18 protein-coding genes are annotated in these 19831 nt (G+C 64.6%); 10 read left to right on the forward strand and 8 right to left on the reverse strand.

What is annotated here, in order from left to right:
* Window positions 1-27: 27 nt before the first annotated feature.
* The 4 genes from PF66_RS21700 to PF66_RS21715 all read right to left on the reverse strand — a co-directional run bounded on the left by PF66_RS21700 (window position 28) and on the right by PF66_RS21715 (window position 4005).
* Entirely contained in the window at window positions 28-807 is a 780-nt protein-coding gene (locus PF66_RS21700; protein ID WP_054063798.1) for an ABC transporter permease, read from the reverse strand.
* A gap of 37 nt (window positions 808-844) precedes the next feature.
* Window positions 845-2194, reverse strand: coding sequence for an ABC transporter ATP-binding protein (locus PF66_RS21705; RefSeq protein WP_054063799.1), 1350 nt, complete (start codon window positions 2192-2194; stop codon window positions 845-847).
* Window positions 2184-2933, reverse strand: a complete 750-nt coding sequence (locus tag PF66_RS21710; RefSeq protein ID WP_054063939.1) for an ABC transporter permease — start codon at window positions 2931-2933, stop codon at window positions 2184-2186. The genes PF66_RS21705 and PF66_RS21710 overlap by 11 nt, the downstream gene beginning before the upstream one ends.
* A gap of 151 nt (window positions 2934-3084) precedes the next feature.
* The gene (locus PF66_RS21715; protein ID WP_342633328.1) at window positions 3085-4005 is read right to left on the reverse strand and encodes a glycosyltransferase family 2 protein; all 921 of its coding nucleotides are present in this window, start codon (window positions 4003-4005) and stop codon (window positions 3085-3087) included.
* Window positions 4006-4317: 312 nt separating this feature from the next.
* Here PF66_RS21715 and PF66_RS21720 point away from each other — a divergent pair, with 312 nt between their 5' ends.
* The 10 genes from PF66_RS21720 to PF66_RS21765 all read left to right on the forward strand — a co-directional run bounded on the left by PF66_RS21720 (window position 4318) and on the right by PF66_RS21765 (window position 17398).
* Window positions 4318-4674 carry a hypothetical protein gene (locus tag PF66_RS21720; protein WP_054063800.1) on the forward strand — a complete coding sequence of 119 codons (357 nt, stop codon included), beginning with the start codon at window positions 4318-4320 and terminating at the stop codon, window positions 4672-4674.
* Between the two features lie 178 nt (window positions 4675-4852).
* On the forward strand, window positions 4853-5812 hold the full coding sequence (locus PF66_RS21725) for an AAA family ATPase (protein WP_054056598.1): 960 nt from the start codon (window positions 4853-4855) through the stop codon (window positions 5810-5812).
* A gap of 8 nt (window positions 5813-5820) precedes the next feature.
* A complete protein-coding gene (locus PF66_RS21730) occupies window positions 5821-6765 on the forward strand; it encodes a DUF58 domain-containing protein (protein WP_054063801.1) in 945 nt (314 codons plus the stop codon).
* Window positions 6762-7256, forward strand: a complete 495-nt coding sequence (locus tag PF66_RS21735) for a DUF4381 domain-containing protein (protein WP_054063802.1) — start codon at window positions 6762-6764, stop codon at window positions 7254-7256. The genes PF66_RS21730 and PF66_RS21735 overlap by 4 nt, the downstream gene beginning before the upstream one ends.
* Window positions 7249-8325, forward strand: a complete 1077-nt coding sequence (locus tag PF66_RS21740) for a vWA domain-containing protein (RefSeq protein ID WP_054063803.1) — start codon at window positions 7249-7251, stop codon at window positions 8323-8325. Before PF66_RS21735 ends, PF66_RS21740 begins: the two co-directional genes overlap by 8 nt.
* Window positions 8322-10085 carry a tetratricopeptide repeat protein gene (locus tag PF66_RS21745; RefSeq protein WP_054063804.1) on the forward strand — a complete coding sequence of 588 codons (1764 nt, stop codon included), beginning with the start codon at window positions 8322-8324 and terminating at the stop codon, window positions 10083-10085. Before PF66_RS21740 ends, PF66_RS21745 begins: the two co-directional genes overlap by 4 nt.
* Window positions 10085-11731 carry a BatD family protein gene (locus PF66_RS21750; protein WP_054063941.1) on the forward strand — a complete coding sequence of 549 codons (1647 nt, stop codon included), beginning with the start codon at window positions 10085-10087 and terminating at the stop codon, window positions 11729-11731. The genes PF66_RS21745 and PF66_RS21750 overlap by 1 nt, the downstream gene beginning before the upstream one ends.
* Window positions 11732-11895: 164 nt before the next feature.
* Window positions 11896-13140, forward strand: coding sequence for an exonuclease SbcCD subunit D C-terminal domain-containing protein (locus tag PF66_RS21755; protein WP_054063805.1), 1245 nt, complete (start codon window positions 11896-11898; stop codon window positions 13138-13140).
* A complete protein-coding gene (locus PF66_RS21760) occupies window positions 13137-16778 on the forward strand; it encodes an AAA family ATPase (RefSeq protein ID WP_054063806.1) in 3642 nt (1213 codons plus the stop codon). Before PF66_RS21755 ends, PF66_RS21760 begins: the two co-directional genes overlap by 4 nt.
* Window positions 16775-17398: a glutathione S-transferase gene (locus tag PF66_RS21765; protein ID WP_054063807.1), complete on the forward strand. Its 624-nt coding sequence runs from the start codon at window positions 16775-16777 to the stop codon at window positions 17396-17398. The genes PF66_RS21760 and PF66_RS21765 overlap by 4 nt, the downstream gene beginning before the upstream one ends.
* A gap of 21 nt (window positions 17399-17419) precedes the next feature.
* Here the strand turns inward: PF66_RS21765 and PF66_RS21770 are convergent, their stop codons facing one another.
* From PF66_RS21770 to PF66_RS21785, 4 genes are all read right to left on the reverse strand, one after another.
* Window positions 17420-17626 (reverse strand): hypothetical protein, encoded by a 207-nt coding sequence (locus PF66_RS21770; RefSeq protein WP_054059167.1) that lies wholly within the window; start codon window positions 17624-17626, stop codon window positions 17420-17422.
* A gap of 281 nt (window positions 17627-17907) precedes the next feature.
* The gene (locus tag PF66_RS21775; protein ID WP_054059168.1) at window positions 17908-18087 is read right to left on the reverse strand and encodes a hypothetical protein; all 180 of its coding nucleotides are present in this window, start codon (window positions 18085-18087) and stop codon (window positions 17908-17910) included.
* Between the two features lie 157 nt (window positions 18088-18244).
* Window positions 18245-19417, reverse strand: coding sequence for a lactonase family protein (locus PF66_RS21780; protein ID WP_054059169.1), 1173 nt, complete (start codon window positions 19415-19417; stop codon window positions 18245-18247).
* Entirely contained in the window at window positions 19407-19691 is a 285-nt protein-coding gene (locus tag PF66_RS21785) for a DUF5629 family protein (protein WP_054059170.1), read from the reverse strand. Before PF66_RS21785 ends, PF66_RS21780 begins: the two co-directional genes overlap by 11 nt.
* Window positions 19692-19831 lie beyond the last annotated feature (140 nt).

Here is a 19831-nt window from a genome sequence, read left to right on the forward strand (position 1 = left end):
AGATTCTTCAACTGTATGAATGCCATATCAGACCCAAAAGACGATGTTTTTTTTATACCGCCCAAAAACCACGACGGCCAAAATCCAGCCAGCCAGGCTGAGAACAGCCATGCTGCAGTAATCGAAGGTCTCGATCGGCAATGACAACAATGGATTCTTGACCAGGGAAAACAGCGTGGCGATGGGATTCAAGGCGAACCAGGAAAGACTGGAAACGACATCGGACTTCTTGTAGAGGATGGGCGTCATGAAGAACAGGATCGGCATCAACGCCTCGATACAAGGCCCAAGATCCCGAAACCTGGCCCCCAGGGTGGCGATCAACAAGGCGATCCACCAAAGATTCACGATAACCAGCAGAAGACCGAGCAACGCCCAGCCCACATTCGCAACGGTTGGAAAGCCATACAGGCAGAACACGATTAGAACAATCGATATATTGTGTGAGAAGTTGATCAGATGTTTGGAAAGCAAACGCAAGGTATGCAGTGACAGTGGCAACGAATAATTTCGAATGATGGCCGACTGATTGACAAAGCAATTCGACGATTCGGCAATGATCCCGGAAATCATGAACCACAGGACCAGGCCCACGGCGAGATTGGGCAGCATCGCCCGCAGCTCCAGGCCCATGACCGCGCTCCATACCAACCCCAACCCAATGACGCCGAGCCCGGTACCCAGAGTGATCCACCAGGGCCCCAACGTACTTCTCGCATAACGCGCCCGAGTGTCACTGAGGGCAAAACTCAACCAGATATCCCGCCTGGAGACTGCCGCAAGCAGATCCCTGAGTCCCTCCGTCATGGGTGGCTCCCTATCTTTGTCGAATGCATGGAACTCTTCACAAGCCACTCCTATTCAGGCCGCTGCCCACGAGGGCCGTGTTGTGGGGCTCCTGCGCCAGAGGGTCATGGGTGGATCTGATCAGCAAGGCTTCGTCACACCAGTGCAACGGCCGATGATCGTTGCGCTCGCCATCGGCGATGGCGACCTGGACGACATAGTCGCCCCGGGCCAGCCTCGGCATGGGAAACTCGAACGCCACCGACAGGCAGGCACCCGCCGCAGCGGCACCCGGCCTGCCCTGGGGACCGGTGCAGGCGTTATCGCCGAATAGTGTCTGGCCCAGGGCATCCCTGACGGAAAACCCGATGACGGGCTGTTCTATGTGGACATGCACCTCGGCTTCGATCGTGAGGGTGACCCGTTCGCCGCCGGCCACCCAACTCAAAGCGACACCGGCACGATCATTGAGCCCGACATGAACGATGCGTGCCTCCCGCCCACCAAAGGTTCCCGGGGCCTCGGGATCAAAACGGAACACCTGCAGATCGCCCGCCAGACCACAGGCATTGATCTCGCCGATACGCCGGGCCGGGGCCGGCGAAAACCAAGGACCGGTTGGTTTGAAAAGACGCCCATATCCATCCGCATCAGCCCGCCGACCGACCGCCGTCGAGGCCCGCAGGTCATCCAGATAGGCTGCACAGACCGGGCCGGGTTCTCCGAGCTGTCGCTGGGTGCCACGGTCCAACCAGATCACCCGATCACACAGGCCGGTGATCGCCGCGATATCGTGACTGACAAGAATCACCGAATGCCGCTGCTTGAACTCACGAAGAAAGCGCAGGCATCGTTCGACAAAGCCGTCCTCAGCAGCCGCCAGCGCCTCGTCAATCAGCAGGATATCGGCGTCGACATGAGCGATCACTGCAAACGCCAGGCGCACATGCATGGCGCTCGAATAGGTACTCGCCGGCTGCTCCATGAAGCCGCCGATATCGGCAAAGGCGGCAATCGCGGAAAACCGCTGGTCGATCTCCTCCTTGCCCAGACCATGCAGGGTAGCGACCAGATAGACGTTTTCGCGCCCGCTGAGCCGAGGATCGAATCCGCTCCCCGACTCCAGCAACGCCGCAACACGCCCCGTGACGAAAATGTGTCCCGAGCTGGGACTCAGGGTCGCGTCGATGAGCTGCAACAGCGTTGACTTGCCGGCGCCGTTGCGGCCGACGATACCGATAGCCTCGCCCCTGTGCATGTCGAACGAAACCTGCTCCAGTGCCCGAAACTCACGACAGGGACAGTCACGTACCAATGGCAGCATCTGCAGCAGGCGGTCGCGGGGCCGCCCATAGCGCCGATAGCACTTGCCCACCTCCTCGACCCGCAGGACGATCTCAGAGGACATCGGCAAACCCTCCGCGGGTTATCCGAAAAAACGCCAGCCCGCACCACGCCACCCCACCACCGGCCAGTACCGATAGCGACCAGGCGGAAAGATCTGGCCATCGCCCCGAAAGCATCACCAGTCGGGCGTTCTCGATCACCTGGGCGAGTGGGTTGAGGCCCATGAGGGGGCGCAGGGATTCGGGCAGCGCCTCGATCGGATAGAAGACCGGCGACAGAAACAGCAGCGCGGTCAGCAATACGCCGACCGACGCCCCGAGATTGCGCAGATAGGTCCCCAACGATGCCAGGATCCAGGACAGCCCGAGGGCGAAGAGCGCCAGTGGCAGCACCACCAGCGGCAACAGCAGAGAGGTCAGGGGCGGTATCTGAAAAAACAGCCCGCACAGGATCAACCAGACGCAGAGATTGATCAGGAACTGGAGAACCGCCCCCGCCAGCAATGCCAGCGGCAATACCTCGAAAGGGAATGCGATTTTCTTCACGTAGTAGCCGTGGGCAAGCACCAGATGGGGTGACCGCCCCAGGCATTCGGCAAAAAGACTGAAAACGATCAAACCGATGAAGATCGTCAGGGAGAACGGCAGAAATAAACTGCCATCCGTTCGCCAATGAGACTGGAGCACCACCCCAAAGACAAAAACATAGATAGCCCACATGAACAGCAGATTGGCCAATGACCGCAACAGTTTCCCGAACGAACCATGGCAACGCCTGGAAAGTTCATGCCGAACCAACATCAGGATAAGACTTCGCTGGCGCCACAACCCTCTGGAAGTATCTCTCGTTCTATTCGCGAGTGGGAGCATGCAGTCGAACCCCTGACAATAAAAAAACACCTGGCTTGTAACCAGGCCAGACAAATAGCCAATGAACATCAGATACGGCTGTTCAGATTTTCCTGATCAGCGCCGCGAACATCAGCCCCAGGTTTCCAACAGGCGTCTGCCTGTGCACTCCGGAACGCCTGATACCCGAGATCCGGTGAAACAGCGGTTGCTCACGGGCGGTTTTGAAGAGCGACAATATTTCGACATTGCTTCTATCCAGGCGATGTCCCATCAATTCCAGGGCGCGGATGTTCTGCCGATTCCACTCGTGAAAACGACCATGGATCAGCATGCGGATCCGATGGAGACGGGCCAGCCATCCGGCATTGCTGCCGACCAGGTTGGCCTTGTGCTGGCGGTAGAGTGTCTTGGGTTGCGGGTCATAGAAGACCACCCCGTCCCGGGCCCCGGACACCAACTGGTAGGCCCACCAGTCATGGGAGGGAATGCAGACATCGGGCCCGGCTTCGCGCAGCAGTTCGCGGGCGGCATGGTTGAACACCATGGTGTTGCCACCCCCGATGTTCTGGACCAGCGCATTGGCAAAGTCCGGAGGCTGGGAGAAACAGGGAGACCGACCGGCGTCGATGCCCAATTCCGAGATCAACCGGGTACGCCCGCAATACAAGGCCGGCACATGCCCGGGAACACTCTGCAACCACATCAGCGCGGTTTCGAGCTTGTCTTCGTTCCAGATATCGTCCTGATCCGACCAGGCATAGAAATCCGCCTGAACTTCGGGACGAAAGGTCAATGACAGGAAGTTGGCGACAAAGCCCTTGCGCGGACCGGAAAAGACCTTCAGCCGTCCTGCTGGCCAATCACCGGTACAACTGTCGACTATTTCCAGTGTGGCATCACTGGAGCCATCATCGGATACCGCCAAGCTCCAGTTGCAATGACTCTGGCGTTCAAAGGAGTTGATCTGCTCGGCCAGAAATCGTTGGCCATTGTAGGTACACATCAGGATCGAGACTTTCAAGGCCTTATTCCTCCGTTAGAAGATTTCCAGGAAAATCTTGAACCGGACAACGCAGGAACTCGGCTTGGCGATGATTATCAAGACTTCGTCGCACATCGTCTACTGTCAGAAATGACAGGTCTATACGAGAACTCTGAACACAAAATGGAATGAGTGAAGTTAGAACCAAGACACTTCCTACATAATGTCTCCTGGCGGTCGGCGAAGCGAAACCGCGAGCCGATTGCCGGGCCGTCGCCATCGGTTCCTGAAAAATATTGCGGATACAGGCAAAATATCGCCTCTCCCCCGCTCCCCACAGGACACCAGCCCATGCCGTTCAGTACCGCCCACCTCATCGCCAACCCCTGCGACGATGAAGAAGACAACATGGCCATGCTCTGCTGCCACAGTGACAAGGGCGAGATGTTCCTGATGACCCGCTACCCGGACGAGGACGAGCTGGAAATCACCCTGGACGGCGAACCGTCGACCCTGGACGGGGTCAAGGTCACCTTCGGCGCCACCCGCCTGCTGATCGAAGTCGCACCGGGTGACGCCGATGCGCTCAATGGCGCAGAGCACCTGGAAATCCTGCACCGCACCGACGCTGCGGAACTGGCCGAGATCGAGCAGACCCTCAGGAACATCCTGGAAGGTACCGGCACCTACGTCAGCGAACTGGGCTGAAAAGCGCAGGTGCACTGCATCCGTGAGAAATGACTCTCAACAACGCAGGATTTTTCCCGAAAAATCAGAAAAATCCCGTTGTCCGTTAGTCGCCACGACCCTCGATGGATTAAAGTAACGCCCCCGGCGACGACATTTATCCGCATGCCGTCGCCCCCCTCTCCAGGAACACTCATCGATGGAACATCGTGAAGCGCTGCTGGCGCTGCGAACCTTTCTCTCAGCGCAGATTCTCGGCCAGGAAAAGCTCATCGAGCGCCTGCTGATCGCCCTGCTGGCCGACGGCCACATGCTGGTCGAGGGCGCCCCCGGCCTGGCCAAGACCAAGGCCATCAAGGAGCTGGCCGAAGGCATCGAAGCGCAGTTCCATCGCATCCAGTTCACGCCCGACCTGCTGCCCGCCGACATCACCGGTACCGAGATCTATCGGCCCGAAACCGGCAGCTTCGTGTTCCAGCAGGGGCCGATCTTCCACAACCTGGTGCTGGCCGACGAGATCAACCGGGCCCCGGCCAAGGTCCAGTCGGCGCTGCTCGAAGCCATGGCCGAGCGCCAGGTCAGCGTTGGACGCAGCACCTATGACCTGTCGCCACTGTTCCTGGTGATGGCCACCCAGAACCCGATCGAGCAGGAGGGCACCTATCCATTGCCGGAAGCCCAGCTCGACCGTTTCCTGATGCACGTCAAGATCGGCTTCCCGGATGCCGCCGTCGAACGGCGGATCCTGCAGCAGGCCCGCGGTGAAGCGCTCAACGGCGAGGCCAAGCCCGAACGCCGGGTCAGCCAGCAGGCGATCTTTGCCGCGCGCAAGGAAATCCTCGGCCTGTACATGGCCGACGCCGTGGAGGAATACCTGGTCCAACTGGTGATGGCGACCCGCAGTCCCGCCAAGTTCGACGCGGAAATGGCCGAGTGGATCGCCTACGGCGCCAGCCCCCGCGGTTCGATCGCCCTCGACCGCTGCGCCCGCGCCCACGCCTGGATGGCCGGACGCGACTTCGTCAGCCCGGAAGATATCCAGGCGGTGCTGTTCGATGTACTGCGCCACCGCATCATCCTGTCGTTCGAAGCCGAGGCGGCGGGGATCGACCAGGATCGGGTCGTCCAGCGGATTCTCGACGTCGTCGCCGTCGCCTGACCCCGACAATGATCACCCCGCTACCCGCCGAGCCCGGCATCCGTACCACTCTCGCCGAGTTGATCGAGATGCGTCATCGCGTGCGCGAAGTACGGCTGTTCTCGACGCCGAGCCAGCGCAGCCCGCTGATCGGCCTGCACCATTCGAAACTGCGCGGCCGTGGTGTGGACTTCGACCAGGTGCGGGTCTACCAGGCCGGCGACGACGTGCGCACCATCGACTGGCGGGTCACCGCGCGAACCCAGGAACCGCATACCAAGCTGTTCCACGAGGAGCGCGAGCGACCGATTTTCATCCTCGTCGAGCAGAGCCGGCAATTGTTCTTCGGCTCCGGGCAGATGTTCAAATCGGTGCTCGCCGCCCAGGCCGCCAGCCTGATCGGCTGGGCCGCGCTGGGTCATAACGACCGGGTCGGCGGGCTGGTCTACGGCGACAACGAGCACTATGAAATCAAGCCGCGGCGCAGCAAGCAGAGCCTGTTGCAACTGCTCAACCGGCTGGTGCGGGTCAACCATTCGCTGCACACCGACGTCGCCGCCGGCCAGGATACCCTGGGCCAGGCGCTGATCCGTGCGCGGGAAGTGCTGCGCCCGGGCAGCCTGGTGATCGTGATCTGCGACGAGCGCGCGCTGACCGATGCCGCCGAACGTCAGTTGAGCCTGCTGTCGCGTCATTGCGACCTGTTGCTGCTGCCGGTGTCCGACCCGCTCGACCACGCCCTGCCCGCCGCCGGCCTGCTGCGCTTCGCCGACCGTGGCGCGCTGCTGGAGCTCGACACGCTGAACCCGGAACTGCGCCAGGCCTATCGTGCCCAGGGCGACGCGCGGGCCGCCCGCTGGGAACTGCTGGCGCAGAAGCTGCGGGTGCTGTTGATGCCCCTGAGCACCCAGGGCGAAATGGTCGAGCAGTTGCGCGAGTACCTCAACCCGCAACGGCCGGGAAAACCGTCATGAGCGGCCTGGACCAGTTGCAACCGCTGATCACCCCACCGGTACAGGGTTTCTGGCCGCCAGCACCGGGCTGGTGGCTGCTGATGCTGGCGATGCCGCTGCTGGGCGTCGGCCTCTGGTACCTGCGGCGCTGGCTGCTGGCCCGACGTCCGCTGCCGCGTGCCGAACAGCCGCTGGACCCGTTACGGCTGGCCGCGCTGGAGGAACTCGCGCGCCTGCCCAAGCCCTATGACGGCGCACCCGCCGGTGCCTGGCTGCAGCAACTCAACGGGCTGCTCAAGCGCCTGTGCCGCAACCACTATCCGGGCAGCCAGAGTCATACCCTCAATGGCCGCCAGTGGCTGGCCTTCCTCGACAACCGCTGCCCGGCCGCCGGCCTGACGCGCTGGATGGTGCTGGTGGAGGGCGCCTACAAGCCCGAGTGCAAACTCGACGACAAGGCCATCGCCGGCCTGAACCAGGCCATCGACACCTGGATCCGCAAGCATGTTTGAGTTCGCCTGGCCGTGGATCTTCGCCCTGTTCCCGCTGCCCTGGCTGCTGCGGCTGGTGCTGCCGGTGGCCGACAGCGGCGAGGCGGCGCTGAAGGTCAGTTTTCTTGCCGATCTCGAAACCCTGGCCCGCCGTCGTGCCCGCCTCAACCTGCCCGGCTGGCGCCAGCAGGCGCGCTTCGTGCTGCTCTGGCTGCTGCTGTTGATCGCCGCCGCCCGACCGCAGTGGCTGGGCGAACCCTTGCCGATCGCCGCCAGCGGCCGCGACCTGCTGGTCGCGGTGGACGTCTCCGGCTCCATGGAATATCCCGACATGCGCTGGCAAGGTGAAGACGTCAGCCGCCTGAGCCTGGTCCAGCACCTGCTGGGCGACTTTCTCGAAAGCCGCGAAGGCGATCGGGTCGGGCTGATCCTGTTCGGCAGCAAGGCCTACGTCCAGGCGCCGCTGACTTTCGACCGGCGCACCGTGCGGGTCTGGCTGGATGAAGCGAAGATCGGCATCGCCGGCAAGAACACCGCCATCGGCGATGCCATCGGCCTGGCCCTCAAGCGCCTGCGCCAGCGGCCGGCCCAAAGCCGGGTGCTGATCCTGGTGACCGATGGCGCCAACAACGGCGGCCAGATCGACCCGATCACCGCGGCCCGTCTGGCGGCCGAGGAGCAGGTGAAAATCTACCCGATCGGCATCGGGGCCGACCCGGAACAGAGCGGCAGCCTGTCGATGCTCGGACTGAACCCGAGCATGGACCTCGACGAACCGGCCCTCAAGGAAATCGCCCAGGTCACCGGTGGCCAGTATTTCCGCGCCCGCGACGGCCAGGAACTGCAAAGCATCCGCAGCACCCTGGACAAACTCGAACCGGTGGCCCAGCAACCGACCCAGGCCCGCCCCGCCCGCGCCCTCTATCACTGGCCGCTGGCCCTGGCATTGGCCCTGAGCCTGCTGCTGGTGGCCCGCGAGCAGTGGCCGGACAACCTGCTGCAACGCTGGCTGGCGCGTCGCCAGTTCCTCCCGCAGCACCCCGAGTGGCGTGAACGCCTCAAGCGCCTGCGCCTGCGGAGGCGCCGATGAGCGGCGAATTCCTCTCAGGCCTCTGGCCACACTGGTTCCGCCCCGCCTGGCTGGTGCTGTTGCCCCTGCTCGGCTGGTTGCTGTGGCGGCTCTGGCATCGGCAGAAACGGGCCGGACGCTGGCAGATGATCCTGCCGCCGGCCTTCCATCGCGTACTGCTCGGTGGCGGCAGCGGTCGCGAGAGCCGGCTGCCGTGGGTGGTCCTCGGCCTGGGCTGGGCCCTGGCCCTGCTGGCCCTGCTCGGCCCGAGCTGGCAGCGCATCGAGCAATCGACCCAGAAGCCCCAGGACCCGCTGGTGGTGCTGCTGGAGCTGACCCCGGACATGCTCGCCACCGATATCGCACCAAACCGCCTGGAACAGGCCCGGCGCAAGCTGTTCGACCTGATGCGCGCGCGCAGCGATGCGCAGACGGCGATCATCGTCTATGCCGGCAGCGCCCACACCCTGGTGCCGCTGTCCGATGACATGGGCACCAGCCGCAACCTGCTGGATGCGCTGAAGCCATCGATCATGCCCGAACCGGGCCATCGCGCCGACCTCGCGGTCGCCAAGGCGCTGACCCTGCTCGAACGCGGCGCCCAGGGCCAGGGACGACTGCTGCTGATCGGCTCGTCCCTCAGTGAACAGGAACGCGAAGGCATCCGCCAGGCCCTGGCGCAACAGCCCCACAGCCTGCTGATCCTCGGTGTCGGTACGCGCGACGGTGCCCCGGTCGCCGAGGAGAATGGCGGTTTCCTCAAGGATGCCCAGGGCGCGATCCGCGTACCGCGCCTCGACAGCCCGGGCCTCAAGGCCTTCGCCACGGAAGTCGGCGGCCGCTATCGCCAGAGCCGTGTCGACGAAAGCGACCTGCGCGGCCTCGGCCTGCTCGACGGGCCACGGCATCTGCGCGACGATGGCCAGTTCGTCCAGCTCGACAGTTGGGAAGACCAGGGCTACTGGCTGCTGCTGCCCTTGCTGGTGCTGGCCGCCTGTGCCGGCCGGCGCGGCTGGCTGTTCTGCCTGCCGCTGTTGCTGATGTTCCCGCCACCGAGCCAGGCCTTCGAATTCACCGACCTGTGGCTGCGTCCGGATCAACAAGGCATGCGGCTACTGGAGCAGCAGCGCCCGCTGGAGGCGGCCAGGCATTTCGACGACCCGCAATGGCAGGGCCTGGCGCTCTACGAAGCCGGCGACTATACGGCAGCGGCCCGCAAGTTCGCCGAAGGCGACGATGCCAACGCCCATTACAACCGCGGCAATGCCCTGGCCCAGGGCGGCGAGCTGGAGGCCGCCCTGGACGCCTATGAACAGGCCCTGGAACGCCAGCCCGACCTGCGCCCGGCGCTGAGAAACAAGGCCCTGGTGGAGCAGATACTGGAAGAGCAACGCAGCCGCTCCGAACCCCAGCCGGTCAAGCCCGACGAAACCGCCGCCACCGGCGAGCCGTCCTCCACTCTGCACGACGCCTCCTCCAGCAGCGCCACACCCGCGCAGCCACAGGCAGCCGAGGCCGTGCCACAGACCCAGGACCCGCCGCCGAACACTGCATCGACCGATGCCTCGGCCGCGCCAACAGGTGATAATGAGGTACCGGGCAGCGAGCTGGACGACGAACGGACCACCCGCCCACCGCTGCGCAGCGCCGCGCAGAATATCGAGGGCGAACAGCGCCAGGCCCTCGAACAATGGCTGCGGCAGATCCCCGACGATCCGGGCGAGCTGCTCAGGCGCAAATTCTGGTACGAACAACAGCTCCATCAGGACAAGACCCGATGATCAACCGCTTTTCCGCCCTCTTGCTGTGGCTGCTCTGCTGGAGCCTGCCGGCCCATGCCGACGGGCTGCTCGCCAGCGTCGACCGCACGCGCGTGAATTCCGGTGAATCGGTGGAACTGACCCTGGAATCGCGGGATGTCACGCAGTTCGGCAAGCCGGACCTGGAGCCGCTGGCCGGCGAGTTCGAAGTGCGCGGCACGCGCCAGGTCAACCAGTTGACCACCCTGGGCGGCGACAAGCAGGCGACGACCCGCTGGATCATCACCCTGCTGCCACGACACAGCGGCGACGTGGTGATTCCCGCCTTGCAACTGGGCGAACTGCAGAGCCAGCCGATCACCCTGCAGGTGGTGCAGAGCGACCAGCAGGAACCGGCCAACAGCCTGGCCTCGGTGTTCATCGAAACCAGCCTTGACCAGGACAGCGTCTATGTCCAGGCCCAGGCGGTGCTGACCCTGCGCATCTACCATTCGGTGTCGCTGTATGACGACAGCAACCTCAGCCCGCTGCAACTGGGCGATGCACGTATCGAGCAGTTGGGCGAATCGCGCACCTACGAGAAGCTGATCAACGGCGTGCGCCATGGCGTGATCGAGCTGCGCTATGCCATCTACCCGCAGCACAGCGGCAAGCTGGCGATTCCGGCGCTGGTGTTCAGCGCCACCCTGGCGGAGACCGGCCAGGGCCAGAATCAGGGCCAGACACCGGCCGGCCCCAAGCCCGGCAAGCTGATTCACGTCAGCTCGGCCGAGATGACCCTCGACGTCAAACCGCAACCGGCGGCCTGGCCCGCCGATGCACCGTGGCTGCCGGCGCGCAGCCTGAGCCTGGGCGAAAGCTGGAGCCCGGAGCCGGACCACAGCCAGGTCGGCGACTCGCTGACCCGCAGCCTCACCCTCAAGGCCGAAGGCCTGTCCAGCGCCCAGTTGCCACCGCTGCCGGCCACCAGTATCAGCGGCCTGCGCCGCTACCCGGACCAGCCGCAACTGAGCAACCAGAACAGCGAACGCGGCCTGATCGGCAGTCGCGAAGAACGTGAAGCCCTGGTCCCGACCCACAGCGGCACCTTTGAGCTGCCGGCGATCAGCGTGGTCTGGTGGAACACCCACGAAGAGCACGTGGAGCGCACCACCCTGCCGGCGCGCAGCCTGCAGGTCACGAACAACCCGAGCCTGGCAGTGGATACGCCGGTCAACAGCGTACCGGCGAACATCGCCGCCGACGCGGCGAGCCTGTGGATCTGGAAGCTCAGCACGCTGCTGCTGGCCTGCACCACCCTGCTCGGCTTCGGCCTGTGGTGGCGCGCCCGCTCGCAGCCGGCGGTGCACCGCGCCGCCCAGGCCGGACCGAGCCCGCGGACCCTGCTCGACGACCTCAAGCGCACCTGCCTGGCCAACGATCCCCAGGCCACGCGCCAGGCGCTCGATGCCTGGGCCCGGCAGCAGCCGGAGACCCTGGCCGAGATGGCCGCGCGCTTCGTACCGCTGTCCGATGCCCTGGACGGCCTGAATGGCGCGTTGTACAGCGAGACCGGCCAGTACTGGCAAGGCGAGGAACTGTGGCGGGTGGTTCGCGCCATCCCGGCGGCCGAACGGGTCCAGGCCCCGGTCGGCGACAGCGGGCTGCCGCCGCTGTACCCCAAGTAAGCCCGGCTCCTACAGGGGGCAACGCGTAAAGGGGCGCCAATGCGAAATTTCCTGATGCCTCAAAACCCGTATCGCCACTCCCCACGGATTTACCAGTAGACTTGTCGGTCTTTCGCACCGCCACCTTGTCCTGAGCGGTCGCCACCGTCTTCGCGGAGTTTGCCTTGCGCCTGTTTCATACCTCCGACTGGCACCTGGGCCAGAACCTTCATGGCCAGGAACGGGATTTCGAACATGCCTGCTTCCTGACCTGGCTGCTCGCCCAGTTGGCCAGCCAACGACCGGACGTACTGCTGATCGCCGGCGATATCTTCGACACCGTCAACCCGCCGGTCAAAGCCCAGGAGCGCCTCTACGACTTCATCGTCAGCGCCCACGAGCAACAGCCGCAACTGACCATCGTGATGATCGCCGGCAACCATGATTCCGGCTCGCGCATCGAACTGCCAGCGCCGTTGATGCGCCGCCTGCGCACCCACGCCCTGGGCCGGGTGCTCTGGCTAGAGGACGGCCAGCTCGACAGCGAGCGCCTGCTGATCCCGCTGCCCGCCGCCAACGGCGAGATCGCCGGCTGGTGCCTGGCCCTGCCCTTCCTGCGCCCGGCCGAAGTCACCGGCGCGCTGCTGGGCGACGATTACCTGCGTGGCATCGGCCAGGTCCACCGCTGGCTGATCGAGGCGGCCAAGGCCAGGCGCCAGCCCGGCCAGGCACTGGTCGCCATCAGCCACGCGCACATGGCCGGCGGCTCGGTTTCCGAAGACTCCGAACGCAGCCTGATCATCGGCAGCGCCGAGGCCCTGCCCGCCAGCCTGTTCGATGCCAGCGTCAGCTACGTCGCCCTGGGTCACCTGCACAAGCCGCAGAAGGTCAACGGCGAAGAACGTATCCGCTACAGCGGCTCACCCATCCCGCTGTCGTTCTCGGAGATCGGCTACAAACACCAGATCCTCGATATCGTGCTCGACGGCGAAACCCTGGTCAGCGTCGAACCACGCCTGGTACCACGCGCCGTCGACCTGCAACGCCTGGGCCCGCTGCCCTTCGCCGAAATCCTGGAAAGGCTCGCCGAGCTGCCCGATGTCGACCTGCTGGCCGACCTGCAACGCCAACCCTGGCTGGAGGTGCGGGTACGCCTCGACGAACCGCAGCCGGACCTGCGCCAGCAGATCGAAAGTGCCCTGCAGGGCAAGGCCGTGCGCCTGGTGCGCATCGCCGCCGAATACGCCGGCCGCGGTGCACGCGAAGACGAGGAAGATAACGCACGCCTGGTCGAGCTCGACCAGCTCAGCCCCCAGGACCTGTTCAGCCGCGCCTGGCAGGACCACTACGGCAACGAAGTGGACGCGCAGACCCTCGATGACTTCGCCCTGCTGTTGCAGGAAGTGCAGCTGGAGGACGAGCAGCCATGAAGATTCTTGCCATTCGCCTGAAGAACCTCGCCTCCCTGGCCGGCCCGTTCGAACTGGACTTCACCGCCGAGCCGCTGGCCAGCACCGGCCTGTTCGCCATCACCGGACCGACCGGCGCCGGCAAGAGCACCCTGCTCGACGCCCTCTGCCTGGCACTGTTCGGCGCCGTCCCCCGGCTGAACACTGCCTCGCGCGATGCCAAGGTGCCGGATGCCGATGGCGAAATCAGCACCGGCGATCCCCGCACCCTGTTGCGCCGCGGTACCGGTGCCGGCTTCGCCGAAGTCGATTTCGTCGGGATCGACGGTCGCCGCTACCGCGCCCGCTGGGAAGCCAACCGCGCCCGGGACAAGACCAATGGCAAGCTGCAGGCCAGCCGCCAGAGCTTGCGCGACCTCGACAGCGACCAGTTGCTGGCCAGCCAGAAAGGCGAATACAAGGCCCAGCTGGAAGCCTGCCTCGGCCTGAACTTCGAGCAGTTCACCCGCGCCGTGCTGCTGGCCCAGAGCGAGTTCAGCGCCTTCCTCAAGGCCGATGACAACGAACGCAGTGAACTGCTGGAAAAGCTCACCGACACCGCGCTCTACACTCGCCTCGGTCGCCGCGCCTTCGACAAGGCCAAGGAAGCCCGCGAAGCCCACAAGCTGTTGCAGGACCAGGCGGTGGGCCTCACCCCGATGAGCCCCGAAGCCCGCGCCGAACTCGACGAACGCTTCGACAGCGCGCAGCGACAGTTGGAACTGCACAAGGCCCGACTGCGCCAGCTCGAACAGCAGCACGGCTGGCTCAAGGAATTGCAGCAGTTGCAGGACGCCCGCCAGGCGGCTGCCGAACAACTGGAAAGCCTCCGGCAACAAGAGCAGGCACTGGCCGACGAGCGCCTGAAGCTGACACGGCTGGAGCAGTTGGCCCCGCAACGGCACCAGTTTGCCCGCAAGCTGGAAATCGATGGGCAACTGCCGCCCCTGGCCGAGCAGATCACGCAGCAGCGCCAGCAGCATGAGGCGCTGAGCGAACGCCAGGCACAGCTGGAACAGGCTCTGACCACCGCCCAGGCCGCACTGAACAGCGCGCAACAGCAGCAGAGCGGCAGCGCCCCGCTGCTGCGCCAGGCCTTCGACGAGCAAGGCAACCTCGCCCGACTGGCCAGGGATGCGGCACTCGCCGCCCAGGCACAAGACACTGCGCAGCAGGCCCGGGACCAGGGCCAGGCGACCATCCAGGCCCTGCAGGAGCGGCAGCAGCAGATTGCCGAGCGCCTGCAACAGATTGCCACGCAACTGGAGCACAGCAGCGATCTCGCGCCCTTGAGCGAGGCCTGGACCGCCTACCGCGACCGCCTGCAGCAGTTGATGCTGATCGGCAACCGGCTCAACCAGGGCCAGGCCGAGCTGGCCGGCCTCGAACGCACCGCCGGCGAAACCGCGCAGGCGCTGGGCACCCAGAAACAGCAACTGGAAGTCCTCTATCAGGAGGCTGCCGCTGAACCGGACGCCGTGGCCGAGCAGATCGGCATTCTCGGCAGCCTGCTGCAGGACAACCGCAAGCAGTTGCGGGCCGTCGAGGACCTGGCCCGGCTATGGTCCAGCCAAAAGGACCTGGACCAACGCGCCGCCCAATTGCAGCAACGCCTGAGCAGCGCCCAGCAGGAGCGTGAGCGCCTGACCCAGGACGGAGTCAGGGCCAAGGCCGAACTGGAGGTGGCCGAACAGACGCTCAACGTCACCCGCGAACTGCTCGAACGTCAACGCCTGGCCCGCAATGCCAGCGTCGAGGAACTGCGCGCACAGTTGCAGGATGACCAGCCCTGCCCGGTCTGCGGCAGCCACGAACATCCCTACCATCAGCCCGAGGCACTACTGCAGAGCCTTGGCCGCCACGATGAAAGTGAACAGGCCAATGCCCAGGCTGCCGTGGACCGGCTCAAGGAACGGCTTACCGAACTGCGTGCCGAGGTGGGTGGGCTGATCGCCCAGCAGAAGGAACTGCTGGCCCAGCAGGAGCACTTGACGAGCCAGCAGCAGGCCCTGGCGCCCAGCCTGGAAGCGCATCCGCTGGCGGCCCAACTGCTGGACCAGCACGCCGACCAGCGCGATGCCTGGCTGGAGCGGCAAACCAGCCAGTTGAACCAGAACCTGACACGCGACGAGCAGCGCCAGAACGCCCTGCTCACCCTGCAACAGGACGCCGCGCGACTGACCCAGCAACTGCGCCAGGCCGAAGCCGCGCACCAGCAGGCCGCCCGGCAACTGGAGCAGCAGCAGCGCGAACTGGCCGGCGACCGCCAGCGCCTGGACGATGAACTGGCGGCCTTCGCCACCCTGCTGCCGGCCCCGACCCTGGAGGCCCTGCGCAACGAACCGGCGGCGACCTTCCTGCAACTGGACCGGCAGCTCGCCGAGCGCCTGCAGCAACGGGAACAGCAACGCGATGAACTGGCCGAACAGCAACAGCGCCAACAGGCCCTGGAGCTGGAACTGGAGCGCCAGCAAAGCCGCGAACAGCAGTGGCAAGGCGCAAGGCAACAGTTCGAGGCACTGGCCGCGCAGCAGCAGGCCAGCCAGCAGCAACTGAGCCAACTGCTCGGTGGACACGACAGTGCCGATCACTGGCAGCAGCAACTCGAGCAGGCGGTGGAACAGGCGCGCCAGGCCGAGAGCAGCACCACCCAGGCGTTGCAGGACACGCGCACGCAACGGGTACAAATCGCGACCGAGCTCAAGGCCCGGGAGGAGCATCAGCAGGCCCTGGAACAGGAGGCCAACGCGCTGGCGGGGAAGATCGCCGAATGGCGCACCGGCCACCCGGAACTGGACGACAGCGCCCTGCAGAGTTTGCTGGCACTGGACGACAGCCAGGTCGCCGAGCTGCGCCAGCACCTGCTGCGCAACGAAAAGGCCGTCGAACAGGCCCAGGTTCTGCTGCAGGAGCGCGAACAGCGCCTGCAGGCACACCAGGCCCAGCACAACGGCAACCCCGACGCCGAGCAGTTGGCCAGCGCCTTGGCCGACTGTCAGCAGCAGTTCGCCGCCAGCGAACAGCACTGCGCCGAGCTGCGGGCCGAACAGGTCGACGACCAACGTCGGCAGGATGCCAACCAGGCGCTGGCGCAGCGCATTGCCCATGCCTATGCCGAGTACCAGCGCTGGGCGCGCCTGGATGCGCTGATCGGCTCGGCGACCGGCGACCGCTTCCGCAAGCTGGCCCAGGCCTACAACCTCGACCTGCTGGTCCACCATGCCAACGTGCAACTGCGTCAGTTGGTGCGGCGCTACCGCCTCAAGCGCGGCGGCAGCATGCTCGGGCTGCTGGTGCTGGACACCGAAATGGGCGACGAACTGCGCTCGGTGCATTCGTTGTCCGGCGGCGAGACGTTCCTGGTGTCGCTGGCCCTGGCCCTCGGGCTTGCCTCGATGGCTTCGAGCACGCTGAAGATCGAATCGCTGTTCATCGACGAGGGCTTCGGCAGCCTCGATCCGCAATCGCTGCAACTGGCGATGGACGCCCTCGACGGTCTGCAGGCCCAGGGGCGCAAGGTCGCAGTGATTTCCCACGTGCAGGAAATGCACGAACGCATCCCGGTGCAGATCCAGGTGCAACGCCAGGGCAACGGCCTGAGTACCCTGGAGGTGAAATGAAAACGGCGCTGCTCTACTCCTTCCGCCGCTGCCCCTACGCCATGCGTGCGCGCCTGGCGCTGCGCTACTCGGGCGTGGCGGTGCACATCGAGGAAGTCAGCCTCAAGGCCAAGCCGGCGGCGATGCTCGCGCTGTCAGCCAAGGGTACGGTGCCGGTGCTGGCCTGCGGCGATGGGCAGGTGATCGAACAGAGCCTGGAGATCATGCACTGGGCGCTGGCCCGGCATGACCCTGAAGATTGGCTGCTACAGGGCGACCCGCTGGCCGCCCGGGCCGCAATGGCCCTGATCGAGGAAAACGACGGCGACTTCAAGCGGCGGCTGGACCGCTACAAATACGCGGTGCGCTACCCGGCGTTTCCGATGGAGCACTACCGGGCCGAGGCCGAGCCGTTCCTGCGCAAACTGGAAGATCTGCTGCAACAGCGCGACTGGTTGCTGGCCGAGCATCGCAGCCTGGCTGACATGGCCCTGGCCCCCTTTGTCCGGCAGTTCGCCCATGTCGATCGGGAGTGGTTCGCGCAGACACCCTATCGGCGACTGCGGGACTGGCTGGAGCGGTTTCTCGCCTCACCGCTGTTTATCGCGGTAATGGCCAAGCCGGCTACAGCTGCCGACTGACCCGCTAGCGTCAGCCGTGAATCAGGCCCCGGCGTCGGCGTTGTGCGCGAGCACGCCGGCGGACTGGGTCTTGTGTTCGAGCGGAATGCTCGGCGTCGCCAACTGGATCGCCGCATCGTCCGAGCCGTGCAGCAGGCTCGACAGACTGATGACGAGCACCAGCGCCACATACAGGCCAATAGCCAGGTAGGCGCCGTGTCGGGCAGATGTCAGGAGGTTGCTGGCCATGGTGTTCTTTCTCCACAGGCGAATGTCATGCCTATAGGATCCATCATAACCGCATAACTAAGTAGGCAACTATTTAAATAGTCGTTATCAGCAATATTAATCGCCAAGAGTCAATAAGCCAGCGTCAAATTTAATCCCGGCTTATATGAATCCTGTTATCGGGTTGAAACAAAAACGGCAGAAACGACAACGCCGGGGCGAATTCACTCTCATGGCAGGCGGTCAATGGACCAACTGCCGAATGAGTGCATTCGCTCCGGCGTTGCGGGCTGGTTCAGCGCTCAGTGTTGAGCCTTGTGATCCAGGGCGGCGTAGAAGTTGGCGCTTTGTTGCAGGTACTTGGGGGTGTAGCTCTGGGTATGGGATTTTTTCTCGCTGATCTCGACGCTGGCACTGGCTGGCAGGGCAACGCTGGCAGAGATGGCGGAAGCGGCGATGATGGAGAAGAGATTGAAGTTCATGTCGAAAACCCTCGAATGTCAGTTGGCTGGCTTGCCCTTTCAGGCCGTGAGTCCAAAGTACATCCGAGAGCTGTTCGGGTTGAAATTCATTGCAGCAGTAGCGGATATCAGCGTGATTAATAGAAGTGCAAGCCCCTTGTAAACCGGGGCCTGCGGTCTATTGTCGCGGCAGGAAGCCGAGGTAGCTCGGCGCCTCGAAGGGCAAGGTCTGCACGGTTTTGCCCAACAGGCCGGTGTCGGCATCGCGCTCGATGACCACGATCTGGTTGCTCTTCTGGTTGGCCACCAGCAGGAACCTGCCGCTCGGATCGAGGGTGAACTCACGCGGGTGATCGCCTTCCACCGAACGCCGTTGCAGTTCCTTGAGCTCGCCGCTGGCCGGGTCGATGGCGAACACCAGCAACTGGTTGGCGGTGCCACGGTTGCTGGCATAGAGGAACTTGCCGTCCTTCGAGGCATGCAGGGCCGCGGCGGCCTTGTCCGACAGCGGCTGCTGGTCAGCCAGTTCCACCCGCTGCTTCTGGGTGAGCTTGCCGTCCTGGTAGTCGAACACGGTGATCTGCGCGCTCATTTCGGTGCTCAGCCAGGCATGCTTGCCATCGGCGCTGAACAGCAGGTGTCGTGGACCACTGCCCGGCGGCAATTGCACGTAGGCCGGGTTGGCCGGGGTCAGCGGCCGTTCCGGGTTGGCCTTGGGGTCATACCGGTAGACGAAAATCCTGTCCGCACCCAGGTCGCTGGCGAAGACGAAACGCCCGTCCGGCGACGACACCACCGAATGCACATGGGCCGAAGCCTGCCGCTCCAGGTTGACCAGGCTAGCCGGGTGGCTGCTGAGCTGGACCGGCGGCGACAGCTTGCCCTTGGCATCCACCGGCAGTACCGCCAGGCTGCCGCCCGGATCTTCCAGTACCGAATAGTTGGCGACGAACAGGTAGCGCTGGTCGCCGCTCAGGCTGGCATGGGTCGGCTCGCTGCCCAGGCTCTGCACCTGGTTGATCGGCTTGAGCTGGTGGCTCCTGGGGTCGATCGAGTAGCTGCTGACCCGGCCGACCGGGTCCTTCTGGCCGGGGCCGTTTTCATTGACCGCGTACAGCCGACGCTGGTCGCCGGAGAGGGTCAGCCAGGAAGGATTGGCGGTCTTGATCACCTGCAGCGGCTTGGGGTCGAGCTTGCCGGTGCGGCTGTCGAACTGCAGGCGGTAGATGCCTTCGCTCCTGCCGGCGGTGTAGGAGCCGACCAGCAACTGGACGGTGTCGCCTGGGGCCGCCAGGACCGGCATCGAGCCGATGCTGCCGGCCATCAGCAGGGGCCAGAACTTACGCATCATCCTGTTCATCCTCCGCTTGCTCCCGGGCACTGAACGCACTCAGGCACACCAGGCGATGCTCGCCGGAGTCGCCGACCACGACCCAGCTCTGCAGGGTCTCGTCGAAGGTGGCCGCCTGCACCTGGGCCAGGCTGAAGCTCCAACGCTTGGCGGCGCGCCCGTCCATGCACTCGATCAGCAGGCCGGCATCGTCGAGGGTGAAATCGAAGGCGTGCAGGCCGTCGATTTCCAGCATGTCGCAGGCTTCAAGGGCAGTGGGCAAGGTGTCGGTCATGGCGGTTTCTATCATTTTTCGGGAAAGGGGCAATGATAGGCGATATTGCATCGCAGCGGGTGCCCGCCAGGGGCGGTTCGCGGGCAGGCCCGGCGCCTACAGGTCCGTGCCAGGCACAAGACCGAGATGCACACCGCCCT

The sequence above is a fragment of the Pseudomonas asplenii genome, from assembly GCF_001293465.1.
Taxonomy (GTDB): Bacteria; Pseudomonadota; Gammaproteobacteria; order Pseudomonadales; family Pseudomonadaceae; genus Aquipseudomonas; species Aquipseudomonas fuscovaginae_B.

What these genes read in the sequence shown, in the direction of transcription:
- PF66_RS21760 (WP_054063806.1), top strand. Translation starts at nt 13,137, where the DNA reads ATGAAGATTCTTGCCATTCGCCTGAAGAACCTCGCCTCCCTGGCCGGC.
- PF66_RS21725 (WP_054056598.1), top strand. Translation starts at nt 4,853, where the DNA reads ATGGAACATCGTGAAGCGCTGCTGGCGCTGCGAACCTTTCTCTCAGCG.
- PF66_RS21775 (WP_054059168.1), bottom strand. Translation starts at nt 18,087, where the DNA reads ATGAACTTCAATCTCTTCTCCATCATCGCCGCTTCCGCCATCTCTGCC.
- PF66_RS21780 (WP_054059169.1), bottom strand. Translation starts at nt 19,417, where the DNA reads ATGATGCGTAAGTTCTGGCCCCTGCTGATGGCCGGCAGCATCGGCTCG.
- PF66_RS21770 (WP_054059167.1), bottom strand. Translation starts at nt 17,626, where the DNA reads ATGGCCAGCAACCTCCTGACATCTGCCCGACACGGCGCCTACCTGGCT.
- PF66_RS21765 (WP_054063807.1), top strand. Translation starts at nt 16,775, where the DNA reads ATGAAAACGGCGCTGCTCTACTCCTTCCGCCGCTGCCCCTACGCCATG.
- PF66_RS21730 (WP_054063801.1), top strand. Translation starts at nt 5,821, where the DNA reads ATGATCACCCCGCTACCCGCCGAGCCCGGCATCCGTACCACTCTCGCC.
- PF66_RS21745 (WP_054063804.1), top strand. Translation starts at nt 8,322, where the DNA reads ATGAGCGGCGAATTCCTCTCAGGCCTCTGGCCACACTGGTTCCGCCCC.
- PF66_RS21705 (WP_054063799.1), bottom strand. Translation starts at nt 2,194, where the DNA reads ATGTCCTCTGAGATCGTCCTGCGGGTCGAGGAGGTGGGCAAGTGCTAT.
- PF66_RS21785 (WP_054059170.1), bottom strand. Translation starts at nt 19,691, where the DNA reads ATGACCGACACCTTGCCCACTGCCCTTGAAGCCTGCGACATGCTGGAA.
- PF66_RS21700 (WP_054063798.1), bottom strand. Translation starts at nt 807, where the DNA reads ATGACGGAGGGACTCAGGGATCTGCTTGCGGCAGTCTCCAGGCGGGAT.
- PF66_RS21710 (WP_054063939.1), bottom strand. Translation starts at nt 2,933, where the DNA reads ATGTTGGTTCGGCATGAACTTTCCAGGCGTTGCCATGGTTCGTTCGGG.
- PF66_RS21740 (WP_054063803.1), top strand. Translation starts at nt 7,249, where the DNA reads ATGTTTGAGTTCGCCTGGCCGTGGATCTTCGCCCTGTTCCCGCTGCCC.
- PF66_RS21735 (WP_054063802.1), top strand. Translation starts at nt 6,762, where the DNA reads ATGAGCGGCCTGGACCAGTTGCAACCGCTGATCACCCCACCGGTACAG.
- PF66_RS21720 (WP_054063800.1), top strand. Translation starts at nt 4,318, where the DNA reads ATGCCGTTCAGTACCGCCCACCTCATCGCCAACCCCTGCGACGATGAA.